General features: G+C 34.2%; 13 protein-coding genes. 11 read left to right on the forward strand and 2 right to left on the reverse strand.

Annotated elements, in window-relative coordinates; all coding sequences use genetic code 11:
* Window positions 1–466 precede the first annotated feature (466 nt).
* The 9 genes from ACE939_RS08200 to ACE939_RS08240 all read left to right on the forward strand — a co-directional run bounded on the left by ACE939_RS08200 (window position 467) and on the right by ACE939_RS08240 (window position 8,901).
* Window positions 467–1,198, forward strand: coding sequence for an SDR family oxidoreductase (locus ACE939_RS08200; protein ID WP_378184720.1), 732 nt, complete (start codon window positions 467–469; stop codon window positions 1,196–1,198).
* Between the two features lie 95 nt (window positions 1,199–1,293).
* The gene (locus ACE939_RS08205) at window positions 1,294–2,025 is read left to right on the forward strand and encodes an SIMPL domain-containing protein (RefSeq protein WP_378184722.1); all 732 of its coding nucleotides are present in this window, start codon (window positions 1,294–1,296) and stop codon (window positions 2,023–2,025) included.
* Window positions 2,026–2,414: 389 nt separating this feature from the next.
* Window positions 2,415–2,978: a response regulator gene (locus tag ACE939_RS08210; RefSeq protein WP_378184724.1), complete on the forward strand. Its 564-nt coding sequence runs from the start codon at window positions 2,415–2,417 to the stop codon at window positions 2,976–2,978.
* Window positions 2,965–4,392, forward strand: a complete 1,428-nt coding sequence (locus ACE939_RS08215; protein WP_378184726.1) for a CHASE3 domain-containing protein — start codon at window positions 2,965–2,967, stop codon at window positions 4,390–4,392. The genes ACE939_RS08210 and ACE939_RS08215 overlap by 14 nt, the downstream gene beginning before the upstream one ends.
* Before the next feature lie 19 nt (window positions 4,393–4,411).
* A complete protein-coding gene (locus tag ACE939_RS08220; protein ID WP_378184729.1) occupies window positions 4,412–4,828 on the forward strand; it encodes a response regulator in 417 nt (138 codons plus the stop codon).
* Window positions 4,829–5,187: 359 nt separating this feature from the next.
* The gene (locus tag ACE939_RS08225) at window positions 5,188–5,532 is read left to right on the forward strand and encodes a 5-carboxymethyl-2-hydroxymuconate Delta-isomerase (protein WP_378184731.1); all 345 of its coding nucleotides are present in this window, start codon (window positions 5,188–5,190) and stop codon (window positions 5,530–5,532) included.
* Window positions 5,533–5,546: 14 nt separating this feature from the next.
* On the forward strand, window positions 5,547–7,052 hold the full coding sequence (locus tag ACE939_RS08230) for a S10 family peptidase (protein ID WP_378184733.1): 1,506 nt from the start codon (window positions 5,547–5,549) through the stop codon (window positions 7,050–7,052).
* Window positions 7,053–7,056: 4 nt separating this feature from the next.
* The gene (locus tag ACE939_RS08235; RefSeq protein WP_378184735.1) at window positions 7,057–8,073 is read left to right on the forward strand and encodes a pirin family protein; all 1,017 of its coding nucleotides are present in this window, start codon (window positions 7,057–7,059) and stop codon (window positions 8,071–8,073) included.
* Window positions 8,074–8,076: 3 nt separating this feature from the next.
* Window positions 8,077–8,901, forward strand: a complete 825-nt coding sequence (locus ACE939_RS08240) for a DUF1853 family protein (protein WP_378184737.1) — start codon at window positions 8,077–8,079, stop codon at window positions 8,899–8,901.
* Between the two features lie 28 nt (window positions 8,902–8,929).
* On the opposite strand, the gene ACE939_RS08245 is transcribed toward ACE939_RS08240, so the two are convergent.
* Window positions 8,930–10,393 carry a magnesium chelatase gene (locus tag ACE939_RS08245; protein ID WP_378188427.1) on the reverse strand — a complete coding sequence of 488 codons (1,464 nt, stop codon included), beginning with the start codon at window positions 10,391–10,393 and terminating at the stop codon, window positions 8,930–8,932.
* Window positions 10,394–10,438: 45 nt separating this feature from the next.
* On the reverse strand, window positions 10,439–11,593 hold the full coding sequence (locus ACE939_RS08250) for a VWA domain-containing protein (RefSeq protein WP_378184739.1): 1,155 nt from the start codon (window positions 11,591–11,593) through the stop codon (window positions 10,439–10,441).
* Window positions 11,594–11,777: 184 nt separating this feature from the next.
* Between ACE939_RS08250 and ACE939_RS08255 the strand changes: the two genes are divergently transcribed.
* Window positions 11,778–13,244 carry a M28 family peptidase gene (locus tag ACE939_RS08255; protein WP_378184741.1) on the forward strand — a complete coding sequence of 489 codons (1,467 nt, stop codon included), beginning with the start codon at window positions 11,778–11,780 and terminating at the stop codon, window positions 13,242–13,244.
* Between the two features lie 180 nt (window positions 13,245–13,424).
* Entirely contained in the window at window positions 13,425–13,772 is a 348-nt protein-coding gene (locus tag ACE939_RS08260; protein ID WP_378184743.1) for a hypothetical protein, read from the forward strand.
* The last annotated feature ends 214 nt before the right edge of the window (window positions 13,773–13,986 follow it).

Here is a 13,986-nt window from a genome sequence, read left to right on the forward strand (position 1 = left end):
CATATAGTTCTTTAAAAATTAACTATTTAGATCTTAAAAGCCCTTTAAATGAGCTTATAAAAACATGAACTAAAAAAACAAGCATATACCCGATTTAAACTGGAAGAATTGCATGCTATAACCAATAAAGAGAATTTAAGTTCACAACGGCTAATAACTAAATTAGGATTACAATTTCAAAAATATATCACATTACCAGAGGATACAGAAGAAATTATGCTTTATACCATTAAGAATAGTTAAACTACAACTACTTAGCGTATATAATACTAACCAACAATCTCAAAATGTATTTTTGACTATAGAATCATATTCTTCTTAAATTACTGTGTATGCGATACTGTCATAACTCGAGCCAAATGTTATAAATTCTTAAAATTAATAATTTCTGAGTTAATCAAATTATAAACTCATTAATTACCTGTTGTTGCGCCTTCTATTAATTGTATTTTTATATAAAAACGATATGAAACTTAAAAATAAAATTGCTGTAGTTACAGGTGCTAGCAGTGGCATTGGTAAAGCCATTGCACAATCCCTATCACAACACGAATGTATTGTGATACTGGCAAGCAGAAGCACCGAAGAACTGCAAGAAGTAAGTAAAACGCTTCCGTACAAAAACAGCGTTGTTACAATGGACGTTAGTAGCACAAAAAGTGTGTCAAACGCTTTTAAAGAGATTTATGAAACCTATGAGCGTATTGATATCCTTGTCAACTCTGCAGGAGTAATGCCCTTAACCTATATTAAAAACAGACATCTAGACGAATGGTTAGACACCATCGATGTAAATGTAAAAGGCGTTTTACGTTGTATTTATGAAGTACTTCCTTCTATGAAAAAACACGCAAAAGGACATATTATTAACATTGCCTCTGTTGATGGTAAAGAAATTTATAAAGGTGGCGCAGTGTACGGTGCATCCAAAGCAGCATTGATAGCTTTATCAAGAGCCTTGCGTATGGAGCTTTCACCAGAATTTAATATCAGAATTACCGCCATAGAACCAGGGACCGTAGCGACCGATTTACGCGAGGATATAACAGACAAGGAGCTACTTAATGATAAGGACTATGGTGGCGACGAACCAAAATTGAAACCTTACAATATAGCAGATTCGGTATTATATGCTTTACAACAACCCGATGGTGTTAATGTGAATGAGCTACTACTTAAACCGACAGGTAAATCCTAAAAACGTTTATCAAAACTCATCTCTCGTGTTTTTATACTTTCTTACGTAAAAATAAAAATTCCTTTATCTTGTACCGTAATTAAAAGTATACTCTCATGAAAAAACAGTTAACCGCAATTATCTTTGCAGTAGCAATAATCATAGCATCATTTGTTTTAGGAAAAGCCTACGTAGACCGCAATGCCAAAGAAGGTGAGATTCTGGTGACAGGACTTGGAAAAGCAAATTTTAGTTCTGACCTTATTGTCTGGGAAGGAAGATTTGAAGCACAAAATATCGATTTAAAACAAGCGTATGTAAATTTAGAAAAAGATAAAAACATCATAGAAAACTATTTGATATCACAAGGTATAAGCAAAGATGATTTAGTATTTAGTGCTGTAAAAACCACACGTAAAACACGTACAAAATACGCCCCAAATGGAAATTATATTGGAGAAGAATTTGATGGATACCTCTTGGCGCAAGCCATCGAAATTGAATCCAAAGAAGTAGCCAAGGTAGAACTTATCTCACGAGAAGTTACAAAATTACTTAATCAAGGAGTACAGTTATATTCTGAAGCTCCTAGATATTACTATACTAAACTTGCAGATCTCAAAATAGAAATGATATCCAAGGCAACGGAAGACGCACGATTGCGTGCCGAAAAAATTGCTGAAAACTCTGGAGGCAAATTAGGTAAACTCAAATCGGCTCGTATGGGAGTTTTTCAAATAACTGGACAAAACTCTACAGAATCCTATTCTTGGGGAGGAACTTTTAATACTATTGACAAAGAAAAAACAGCATCGATAACAATGAAATTAGTATATGATGTAGATTGATACATCAATTCAATTGTTAAAATGTTAAAAACTAAAGCAATTGTGTTAATTAAAGTTAACACAATCTCGAAGTATTTGGTGTAATTTTGTAAAACACACAAATACTCTTAAATTATGCTTAAATCGAAGACTCATTTTAAGTTATTAGCGATAACAATTGTAGTTAGTTTGCTCTGTATTCTAATGGTAATTTTAGGATTACTATTTTAGTAAATAATCAGCTACCATGGTTGGAAACTTTGCTATAGAATCATTTTAACAAATGTTTAATACCCCTTTGGGCACTGACTCTCAGTATACCTAAGGCGTATCACTCGGTATGCAGAGGGTTGGAAGGTTCTATTCTTTATTAATTTTTCTATTTTTGCTTTTCACTTATCTAAACAACTATGTTACCTAGTTCGCTTAAATTTCTGGTAGTAGAAGATTTAGTTTCCGATTCATTTTTGATTCAGAGACAACTTAATAAACTTTGTGATAATGCAGAGATTCGGTTTGCAGATAGTGAGTTAGCACTCACTAATGCGCTCAAGAAATACATGCCCGATTTTATTCTTAGCGATTTCAATTTAAATGGTTTTGATGGCTTTGATGTAATTCGAATGGTCAAGGATCATGACCCTAACCTAATTATTCTCATAATTTCAGGAAATCTTAATAATGATGAAAAAGTTGCTAAACTATTAATGGAAGGCGCTTCTGGTTTTTTTCTCAAAGATCCTATGAATGAACTTCCAGAAAAGTTACGTCCCGTGCTCCAAAAGTTATATGTCGAAAAACAAGAACAACTGGAAAAACTAGATCATCAACGCAAAAAAGATGCAGCATTAGATGAAGTAGCTTCATTTTTAAGAGAATTCGATAGTAGTAATGATACTATTAATAAAGACTCTATACTCAAAACAATGCAAAAATCAATAATACGATTATTCCCTAATCATGGATCAAAATAATGACGGTGTTTCCATCCTAAAATCGATTTATATAAGTCTGTTTATTCTCATTTTAATAGTAGCAGGTATTTTTTTCCTTGTTGCTGCTATTAAAAATTCTCAAAAATGGCTTGTTCATACGGTAGATGTCAAGCATAAAACAGAACGCCTTCATTCTTTTATAAAAGATGCCGAAAGAGGACAACGTGGGTATCTATTAACCAATGAAAGTTCTTATAACAAACCTTTTACCAAAGCTACGAATCAATTAGATGATCAAATAAAAGTATTAAAAACCGAAACAGCATACAACCCTGCACAACAAGCAAATATTAAAAAGCTGGATTCTCTCTTATATCTAAAATTAGATATACTCCAACGTACCATCGATGCGCAAAAATCTGGCAACGAAGACACCGCCCTCAATATCATCAATACAGACCGCGGTCAATTGTTAATGCGAGAAATAAATACGGTTATTCAAAACATTCTAAAAGATCAAGACACCCTTTTCGAAGAACGTAAAAAAAGACAACAATACATTTACTATCTTGCAATTGCATTACTTATAGCTTGCTTAGGCTACATGATTTTAAATCTATTACGTATACGCAATCAATTACGGCCTCTTATAGAAAAACTTAAAGTCAAAAATGAATCCCTCCAGCAAAATATCGCTTCAAAAAATGAAGAAATACGGTTGAGAGAATTACAGGAGGCTCTCAATAAAACTTTGATCGATCGTTTGCAGGATAAAAATAAAGAATTGAATCAATTTGCTTATATAGCCTCCCATGATCTGCAAGAACCCTTACGTACAGTTGATAACTTTATTACTATTTTTGAAGAGGATTATGGGGATAAGTTAGATGAGGAGGCCTCTACCTATTTCAACTATATTTATGGAGCCACCGACCGAATGAAAAACTTAATAACTGGCTTGCTCAATTATAGTAGAATCGGAAGGTCAGGTACAATAGAAACTATAAATCTCAATACGGTATTAAACGATATACTAATCGATTTTACAAGTTTGATTGAAGCTAGTGATGCACATATTAAAGTTCCCGAACTACCCACGGTTCAAGGATATGAAATCGAGATCAAACAATTGTTTTCTAATTTGATATCAAACGCAATTAAATTTATCCCAAAAGACAGAAAACCTACCATCGAGATAAAAGCCTCACACGATGCCACCTATCATAGATTCGAAATACATGATAATGGTATTGGTATCAAACCTGCTCATATCAATAAAATATTCGAGATGTTTACCCGATTACATAGCACCTCAAAATACGAAGGTAAGGGTATTGGGCTCTCTTTTTGTAAAAAAATTGTTGAGCTGCATGAAGGTACTATAAAAGCCGATTCAATTTTGGGAGAAGGTTCGGTTTTTACCTTTACCTTAAAAAAAGATTTACAACCCTAAATTATAGAACAACCACGACATGAAAGACCAATTAAACAAAATACTATTAATAGACGATTCTGAGGCCGATAACTTTGTACATCAGCGTGTCATCAAAAAGTGTAATGTAACCAAATCTATCGTTGCTAAACTCTCAGGTGAAAGTGCTTTGGAGTATCTAACCACACTCGAAGAGGACAAATACCCTAATCCAGATCTAATATTTTTAGACATCAATATGCCTGGTATGAATGGTTGGGATTTTCTTGAAGAATATGCAAAACTTGATGAAGAATTTAAAGCTGGTATTGTAGTTACTATGTTAACAACATCCTCTAGTCCTGATGATCGGGCTCGCGCTCAAGAAAATGGCATAATCGACCATTTTGAAAACAAACCTTTGACACCCGAAGTTTTAATGAGTGTATTAAAAAAGCATTTCCCAGAACGATTTTAGCCAAGGCTCATATCAATAGATTATAGAAATTACTTTATGTACAGTGTAGATAAGCGCTAATTGTATGAAATACTTAGCGAGCATCTTGTCATGGGGTAATGTATGTGATAAAATGAGTGTATAATGCATAGATTTCATTTGCATAAACCAGTATACTTAAGAAAATAAACTGCAAATTAAAATCTACTAAGCTCTATTTTTTCCCCAAAACCAGAGAACACGATCGCTATCAATCTATTAAATAAATAAAATACTATTTTCGATTTTATTTTTAAAGTATCAATCGAGAATTAATGCGAATTAATCGATAGATACTTCGTACTTTTATCTAATTTTAAACCAATATATAATATCACAATATGCCACATTTTGTTCTAGAATGCTCTTCAAACATCCTCAAACTCCAACCTTCTCAAGACATTATGAAAATAATTCATGATGCTGTAAAAGCTAGTGGTTTTTTTGATACAGATGAAATAAATGTAAGAATACGCCGATTCGAAGACTATACCATGAATAATATAACCAAAGATTTCATTTATGTGTTTGCGTATATTATAGAAGGAAAAACTACAGATCAAAAGAAAAAACTCTCCACCAAAATTGTGCAAACTTTGGACGCAATTTTTCCTGATGTTCCTAGAATATCTATGAACATTATGGATTATGAAAATGCAACATATTTCAATAAATCACAGTTATAAATTTCAATAACACCATGTATAAAAATGTTTCTTTTTGTTACACAGTTTTAATCATCCTTCTATGCCGCACTAGTACGCTTATAGGTCAACAGATTACTATACCAGTAGATACTATGATTCGTACAAATCATAGCGTTCAAATTAAAGATAAAACAGTCCCCTATATAGCCACAACTGGTTTTCAACCTGTTTGGGATGATAATAGAAATCCTATTGCTTCTCTTTTTTATACATATTATAAACGTAGTGATATTAAAGATGACACAAATAGACCGTTATTAATTTCATTTAATGGTGGTCCGGGGTCAGCTTCCGTATGGATGCATATTGCCTACACCGGACCTAGAATATTGAAAATAGACCCAGAAGGGTTTCCTATCCAACCATATGGCATACAAGATAATCCAAATTCAATATTAGACGTTGCCGACATTGTATTTGTCAACCCTGTGAATACTGGTTACTCTAGAATGTTGCCTGACCATGAGGGTAAATTACCTGATAAAAAAATATTTTTTGGGGTAAATGCTGATATTGAATACTTGTCAAAATGGGTCAATACGTTTGTTACTAGAAATAACAGATGGCGCTCTCCAAAGTTTTTAATTGGAGAAAGCTATGGAACTACGCGGGTGTCGGGATTAGCCCTTGCATTACAAGAAGAACAATGGATGTACCTCAACGGGGTAATACTTGTCTCTCCAACACAAATCGGATTCAAATTTGATGGACCTATTGAGGTAGCTAATCGTCTCCCCTACTATACGGCTGCTGCTTGGTATCACAATAAGCTTCCTGCGGTGTTGCAACAGCAAGATTTACCAGAAGTATTGTCAAAATCCGAGCACTTTACTATTCATCATGTTGTACCATCCTTAGTACAAGGTGGTTCTCTTCCCATCAATAAACGGAATCAATTAATAGATTCTATGGCTTATTACTCAGGTTTATCTAAAACCGTGTTTAAACAGCACAATCTTGAAGTACCGAAAGCCTTCTTTTGGAAAGAATTACTTCGCAATGATCAAGGTTTAACGATAGGCAGACTAGATTCTCGCTATAAGGGGATGGATGTTAAAGAAGCTGGGGGTCGACCCGATTATAATAGTGAATTAACCGCTTGGCTACATGCTTTTACACCTGCCATAAATTATTATATTAGTGAGGAGCTCAATTTTAAAACAGACTTAAAATATAACATGTTTGGGCCCGTACATCCATGGGATCGTTCTAACAATAGTACAGGCGAAGCCTTACGTAGCGCTATGGCAATGAATCCAAATTTGCATACTATGATCCAATCAGGATATTATGATGGAGCTACGACCTATTTTAATGCAAAATACGTAATGTGGCAACTCAACACAAATCGTAAACTTGAAAATCGTATCGATTTTAAAGGGTATCGAAGCGGCCATATGATGTATTTACGTAATGAAGATTTGATCCAGGCAAATCAAGATATCAGAGATTTTATAACGAAAGCATCAAAAAATATCAAATCTGCATCCAAATACTAGTGTTATGAAAGCTATTAAAAGCATTAAACCCTTAGGATTAACTTGGGAAACCAGTGATCCTTTTTTGTTTTGTGCGTATCATGAAGACACCTATCCTCCCGGAAATGAAAAGCTAGGTCCCAAAACATCTTTGGACGGGAGAAATCTTGGTCATGATTTTGTAGCAAAAGATGGATACCGAATGTACCATGGTACTACAATACCAGGATTTCCTGCTCATCCCCATCGTGGATTTGAAACGGTAACGATTGTACAAAAGGGGTTAGTAGATCATGCCGATTCTTTGGGTGCGGCAGGTAGATTTGGTGATGGTGATGTACAATGGATGACCGCAGGAAGCGGTGTACAACATTCGGAAATGTTTCCTCTTCTCAATAAAAATGCGTCCAATCCATTTTTACTTTTTCAAATTTGGTTAAACCTTCCCAAGCGTTCAAAATATGTAGCTCCACATTTTAAAATGCTTTGGCAAGAAGATATACCTATATTAAAAAGACAAGATACTAAAGGACGTACAACAACTATTAAACTTATCGCTGGGACCTTGGATAAAATCAATGCACCCCAAAGCGCACCTGATTCTTGGGCCTCAGATCCTGCTAACAATGTCGCTATTTGGATCCTTACAATGGAACCTAATGCTACTTTTATCTTACCACCTACTAACCCAAGTAGTAGCAGATCTTTATATTTTTACAATGGAGATAATATTTCAACTGAAGGTTATACAATTCCTACGGGACATCGTATAATTTTAGACTCCTCAGTTCCATTCACTTTAACTAATGGAAATACCATCAGTCATTTTCTATTACTGCAAGGCAATCCAATTAAGGAACCTATAGTTCAACAAGGTCCTTTTGTTATGAATACTCGAACCGAGATAGCAGAGACTATTGCAACTTATCAAAAAACTGAATTTGGAGGATGGCCTTGGCCAACTTTTGAGTATGTTCATGCCGCTCACAAAGGACGATTTGCTTTGTATCCTGATGGAAGTTTAATCGAAAAGCAACGTTAAACTTTGGGGAATTTACACCAACAGTATGAAGGTTTTTTAAACACTCCAAGTTTATTGGAACATGTGCCTCATACTTTTAGCGTATTTCCTCTAAACCCTACTATTATTCCTTCTCAGGAAGAATTACATAATCAAATCCATATACATCACAATGAAGTACTGGGTAAACGCATAGAACATTTTTTTGAATATTATCTCAAAACGCATCCTGTTTATGATCTTCTTAGAAGTAGTGTACAAGTTTTCGAAGAAAAACAAACTATTGGAGAATTAGACTTTTTGGTTAAAAACCTACATACACATCGCTATTTACATATAGAACTTGTATATAAGTTTTACATTTATGACCCCAAAATAGCTACTCAATATGAGACTAGATGGATTGGACCTAATCGCAATGATAGCTACCTTCAAAAAGCTACCAAATTATCTCAAAAACAACTACCACTTCTTTATAACAAATGCACGGGTTCAATTCTTGAAACTCTAGGATTGACCCCCTATGATTTTGATCAGAAGGTATGTTTTCTTACCCAACTTTATCTTCCTAGTGATATTAAATCCTCGGAAACCTTTGTCAAATCATCACTACCAATAGCAGGCTATTGGTCTACATTAAATGATTTTAAAGTAAATGCTTCAAAAAAAAATCTTTATTACCTTCCGCTTAAAAAAGAATGGGTTGTGGATCCTATGCATGGCGAAAAATGGATTTCATATAACGAAATTATTAGCCAAATTGAGCTTTGCTGTCGTAAAAATAAATCCCCTCTGGTTTGGATTAAAACCAGAGAGAATTATCAAAGAATGTTTGTTACTTTTTCTTAATTACCTTTAGCTAACAAACAATGTATTCCTATAATCCGCTAATGTAACCTCCGTAGACATCTTTAAATCTAAAACCTTCAGACAAACGGTATTTACTTAATTTATTGTATTCCACTAAACCCCATAATAAAAATTCTCTGAGAAAATAGCTATCTAGCTGATCTGTATCTGGTTGGTATTTTTGAAGTAATTGTTTTAGCGGAATGATAGAATCAATTTTCTCTTTATAGACTGCATCAGGTAAATCATCTAATAACTCAAACCCCGATTCTTCAAAAAACCAATCAACAAGTTGTTGATAAGGACCCTGCTCTCCTTCTTTTTCTAACTTTTCTATTTTCGGAAAATAGTCCAGAAAGAGTGTCTTAATAGCATTAGAAATTAATGTTTGTGCAACGAAATCGGCCCCTTCTTGTTCTCCTTCATAGACCAACTCAACTTTACCGGTAATAGCGGGTACGATACCCATAAAATCACTTACCCTTAACAAGGTTTTATCATCTCCAGAGTGCAAAGAACGATACTCTGCTGTGCTAAGCAAGTTCTCATATGCGGTTATACTCATTCTAGCACTTACACCGCTTTTTGGGTCAATATATTCACTTGCTCTCGCTTCAAAACCAATCTGTTCTAATAAATCTTTTGCCAATTCTGGTACATATATGCGTTCTTGCTGTCTCTTATCCGAGCCGGCTTCTTGTTGAGTAATAGTTTTGGCGATCTTAATAGTCTCGGGATAATGCGTTAAAATTTGAGAACCGATTCGATCTTTTAATGGTGTTACAATGCTGCCTCTATTGGTATAGTCTTCTGGGTTTGCAGTAAATACAAATTGAATATCCAAGGGTAAACGCAATTTGAAACCTCGGATTTGAATATCTCCTTCTTGTAAAATATTAAACAATGCTACCTGTATACGAGCTTGTAAATCAGGCAACTCGTTTATTACAAAAATACAGCGATTTGCTCGCGGTATCATACCAAAATGTAGTACCCGATCATCTGCATAACTTAATTTGAGATTTGCAGCTTTAATCGGATCCACATCCCCTATGATATCGGCTACTGTAACATCTGGAGTGGCTAATTTTTCTGCAAAACGTTCTGAACGATGTAACCATGAAATTGGAGTTTGATCACCTTTTTCTTTTAAAAGTGTTGTCGCGTAACGAGACATGGCGTGAAAAGGATCATCATTGATTTCAGACCCTTCGATCACTGGAATATATTCGTCCAGTAAATTGATCATCTGTCTGGCCAAACGAGTTTTGGCTTGACCTCTTAAACCTAAAAGATTAATATTATGGCGAGATAAAATAGCACGCTCTAATTCTGGAATTACAGTATTTTCATATCCGTGGATTCCTTTAAAAGTTTCTTCACCATTTTGTAATTTTTGAATTAAATTTTTTCGTAATTCATCTTTAATGGATACGCTATGATATCCTGAAGCTTTTAACGCCCCAAAAGTAGTTAAGTTCTCTATATTCATCATATTTATATAGTGTAGCCAAATTTCATATAACAAACTTACTGGCTAATTTAATAGTGTTTCTTGCAGACTATCTGCGTATTCTTTTTTTCTATTATTCTCGTAATCCTCAAATATCATTTCACCCAACCCTTGCAATCCAGTAAAAAAAGCTTTTCCCTGATTTGCATAGGTAAACTCTCTGATAAACTGCATTAAGTAAGGATCCTGTGCTATCATAAAAGTTGTTATGGGGATATGCAGTTTACGTGCCTGCTGTGCCATCATATAACACTTATTCACTATATGGTGGTCCAAACCATTGCTATTTTTATAGTATTGACCATCGGGTAATCTTAAACAACTTGGTTTCCCATCAGTGATCATAAAAATTTGTTTATTTGTATTGCGTTTGCGTCGTAACATATCCATAGCTAGCTCTAATCCTGCAACGGTATTAGTATGATACGGTCCAACCTGCAAATAGGGTAGCTCTTTAATAGCAATAGGCCAAGCATCATTGCCAAACACGAGAATGTCCAAGGTATCTTTTGGATACCTCGTTGTAATCAACTCTGCAAGTGCCATAGCTACTTTTTTTGCAGGGGTTATACGATCTTCGCCGTATAAAATCATACTATGACTAATGTCTATCATAAGTACGGTACTCATCTGCGCTTTATATTGATTTTCTTCAACCACGAGATCATTTTCAGTTAACTTTAATCCATCCATGCCATGATTAATCTGAGCATTTTTAAGACTTTCGGTAATCGAAATCTGTTCTAAAGCATCTCCATATTGATAGCTTCTAAATTCTCCTGCATGCTCATCGCCTCGACCAGTATATTTTGTACTATGATTTCCTGAGCCACTCTTTCTTATTTTACCAAAAATTTGGTCCAAAGCTCTCTTACGAATTGCCTGTTCGGTTTTGGCTGTTATTGCCATACCTCCTTGTCCATCTGGCTTTATTTCTTCTTTTATATAACCTTTTTTCTTTAAATCTGCTACAAAATCATCGAGCGTATAATCTTCTGTTGTTAAATTGTATTCTTTATCCAGCTCTTTAAGCCAATCTAAGGCTTCGTCCAAATCTCCTGAAGTATGCGTAATTAACTCCTGAAAAATTTCAAAAAGCTTATCAAAAGCCGATTGCTCTGGTGCCTCATAGGGTTGAAAAGAAAAACCTTTTCTGAAAATATTTTGCGTTTTCTTCATTAGATAAATTTACTACAATTTGAAAAGAATAACAGTATATAATTATACCTTAATAGTCTATTAACGTTTGTTCTAGTCTATAATTTGCTGGCACTACCTACAAACAATGCCAAAAGATCTTTATATTTGAGAAATCAAAACCACTTTTAAATTTCACATAGCATCTTTATAAAACTTTCCCCTCATGAAGCATTTTTATTCTTTTCTATTTTTTTTAGTACTGTCGATACCGCTATTCTCTCAATCTGATATCGCCAAAGTCAAAGAAACTATTACGCAAAACGAAATAGAAGGTCATATTTATTTTTTAGCATCAGATCTTTTAAAAGGACGTGCTACTGGATCAGCTGAGAATAAAATTGCTGCTCAATATTTATCGAGTATGTTTAGAAGTTATGGTGTAGCTACAGCAACAGCTTTGAAAGACAGTTATCTGCAACCAGTACCGCTAACAAAAATAACCAAACCATCACTTACTAATTTTTCAGTAGGAGCTATCAACACTTCAGAATTTGTATCAGTTACCAGGAAAAATTTATCCTTTGATGGGGATATGACTTTTATGAATTATGGATTAGATAAGGATTATGGTAAAGAAATTGTTACGGGTAAAATTGTAATAGCTATTGCAGGTTCCGCAGATAAAACAGACCCAAGAAGTGCCTTTTCTATGTTAAAAAAGAAAAGAGAATTAGCTCAATCAAAAGGAGCCATTGGTTTAATAGAAATTATGGATACTGATACTACTACTTGGAAAAATCTTTCACACTATTTAAACAGAGATAAATTAACACTTGATACTCATGAGAAGGAAGATTTTGTACATGGCTGGATACGCTTTGATAGTAAGGTAGTACGAGATGATTTTAAAAAGAATACTCTTAGAAAGGGCACCTTAACTATTAAGGGAATTACTAAAAAAATTGTGCATTCGCAAAATGTGGTTGGCATAGTAGAAGGAACAGATCCTATACTTAAAAATGAATATATCATCTACTCGGCACACTATGACCACGTAGGTATAGGTGAACCCGTTGATAATGACTCTATTTATAATGGTGCGCGGGATAATGCAGTTGGAAGTGTCACTGTTCTAGCAGCTGCAAAAAACATAGCAAAATACCCTACTAAAAGGTCGGCATTATTTATACTATTTACAGGAGAAGAAAAAGGGTTATTAGGAAGTCAATACTATGTACAACACCCTGTATTGCCTTTACATCAAATGGTCTACTGCTTTAATAGTGATAACGGTGGTTACAATGATACAACGTTAACTACTATAATTGGACTTGAACGTACCACTGCGGCGCAAGATATTAAAGAAGCTGCCTTGGCTTTTGGTTTAAAAGCTATCGATGACCCCGCTCCAGAGCAAGGATTATTTGATCGCTCTGACAACGTACATTTTGCTTCAAAGGGAATACCTGCACCGACATTTAGTATGGGGTTTACTGCATTCGACAAAGAAATTACTAAATACTATCATCAAGTTACAGATAATCCAGACACGTTGGATTACCCATATCTATTTAAGTTTTTTCAATCCTATGTTCTCGCATCACGTAAAATTGCTAATAACCCAAAAACTCCTTTTTGGATTAAAGGCGATAAGTATTACAATGCTGGTATTGAGTTGTATAAAAAATAAAGGATTTAATTGTGTGAGTAATTCATATTATTAACGTATCTTAGTAGTGCAACATTTTAATTTTTTGATATAAGTACCATTGGGGGTTTTATTACGGTACTAATTGCTTACAACATATGGTTAAACATTTAAAACCGTAATTGTTTACAAAAGGTGTAAACAATTACTTTAACAATAGTTATGAGACATTGCCTACTCCCAATCCTACTACTTTTATTTAGTTCTGCATTTTCATATGCGTTACCAACTACCCTTCAATTTGGAACACTTAATAATTCTTCTATCCTTAATGATCAAAACCAACGAGATCGTAAATTGAGTAGTGAAGAAGTACAGCGACGTGGTATTGACGAAATGGTAAATAGGGTAATGGCTAATATTCGAGGAATAAATTTTAAGGCCATGGCTCGATCTGATATCTTTGAGACTAGTTACGGATTTAGATGGAAAATGTTTAATTTACATACAGGCCAAATTATAGCGATTAGAGTAAATAAGAATTTCAAACTACTTAAAATAATCAAATAATTGTCATTTCCTTTGCTTGATGATATTTCTGAGCTTCTTCTTAACAAACCTTTAAGAAAACTGCATTAGGATTTCCTTAACTTTATAAGCTTATTCAATATAGCGTGATGGTTAGTATTTATAAGTTTCTAAACATAAAATACATCTTCGTAAAACTAGAAAAACATGATTTTCTAGTTTTAACTTTAGAATTACCTAATACCACAACATCATT

Source organism: Aquimarina rhodophyticola, from assembly GCF_042434915.1.
Taxonomy (GTDB): Bacteria; Bacteroidota; Bacteroidia; order Flavobacteriales; family Flavobacteriaceae; genus Aquimarina.

Excerpts from the sequence above, each read along its gene's own strand:
- ACE939_RS08225 (WP_378184731.1), top strand. The coding sequence starts at position 5,188 with ATGCCACATTTTGTTCTAGAATGCTCTTCAAACATCCTCAAACTCCAA.
- ACE939_RS08250 (WP_378184739.1), bottom strand. The coding sequence starts at position 11,593 with ATGAAGAAAACGCAAAATATTTTCAGAAAAGGTTTTTCTTTTCAACCC.
- ACE939_RS08210 (WP_378184724.1), top strand. The coding sequence starts at position 2,415 with ATGTTACCTAGTTCGCTTAAATTTCTGGTAGTAGAAGATTTAGTTTCC.
- ACE939_RS08205 (WP_378184722.1), top strand. The coding sequence starts at position 1,294 with ATGAAAAAACAGTTAACCGCAATTATCTTTGCAGTAGCAATAATCATA.
- ACE939_RS08245 (WP_378188427.1), bottom strand. The coding sequence starts at position 10,393 with ATGAATATAGAGAACTTAACTACTTTTGGGGCGTTAAAAGCTTCAGGA.
- ACE939_RS08220 (WP_378184729.1), top strand. The coding sequence starts at position 4,412 with ATGAAAGACCAATTAAACAAAATACTATTAATAGACGATTCTGAGGCC.
- ACE939_RS08215 (WP_378184726.1), top strand. The coding sequence starts at position 2,965 with ATGGATCAAAATAATGACGGTGTTTCCATCCTAAAATCGATTTATATA.
- ACE939_RS08260 (WP_378184743.1), top strand. The coding sequence starts at position 13,425 with ATGAGACATTGCCTACTCCCAATCCTACTACTTTTATTTAGTTCTGCA.
- ACE939_RS08235 (WP_378184735.1), top strand. The coding sequence starts at position 7,057 with ATGAAAGCTATTAAAAGCATTAAACCCTTAGGATTAACTTGGGAAACC.
- ACE939_RS08255 (WP_378184741.1), top strand. The coding sequence starts at position 11,778 with ATGAAGCATTTTTATTCTTTTCTATTTTTTTTAGTACTGTCGATACCG.
- ACE939_RS08230 (WP_378184733.1), top strand. The coding sequence starts at position 5,547 with ATGTATAAAAATGTTTCTTTTTGTTACACAGTTTTAATCATCCTTCTA.
- ACE939_RS08200 (WP_378184720.1), top strand. The coding sequence starts at position 467 with ATGAAACTTAAAAATAAAATTGCTGTAGTTACAGGTGCTAGCAGTGGC.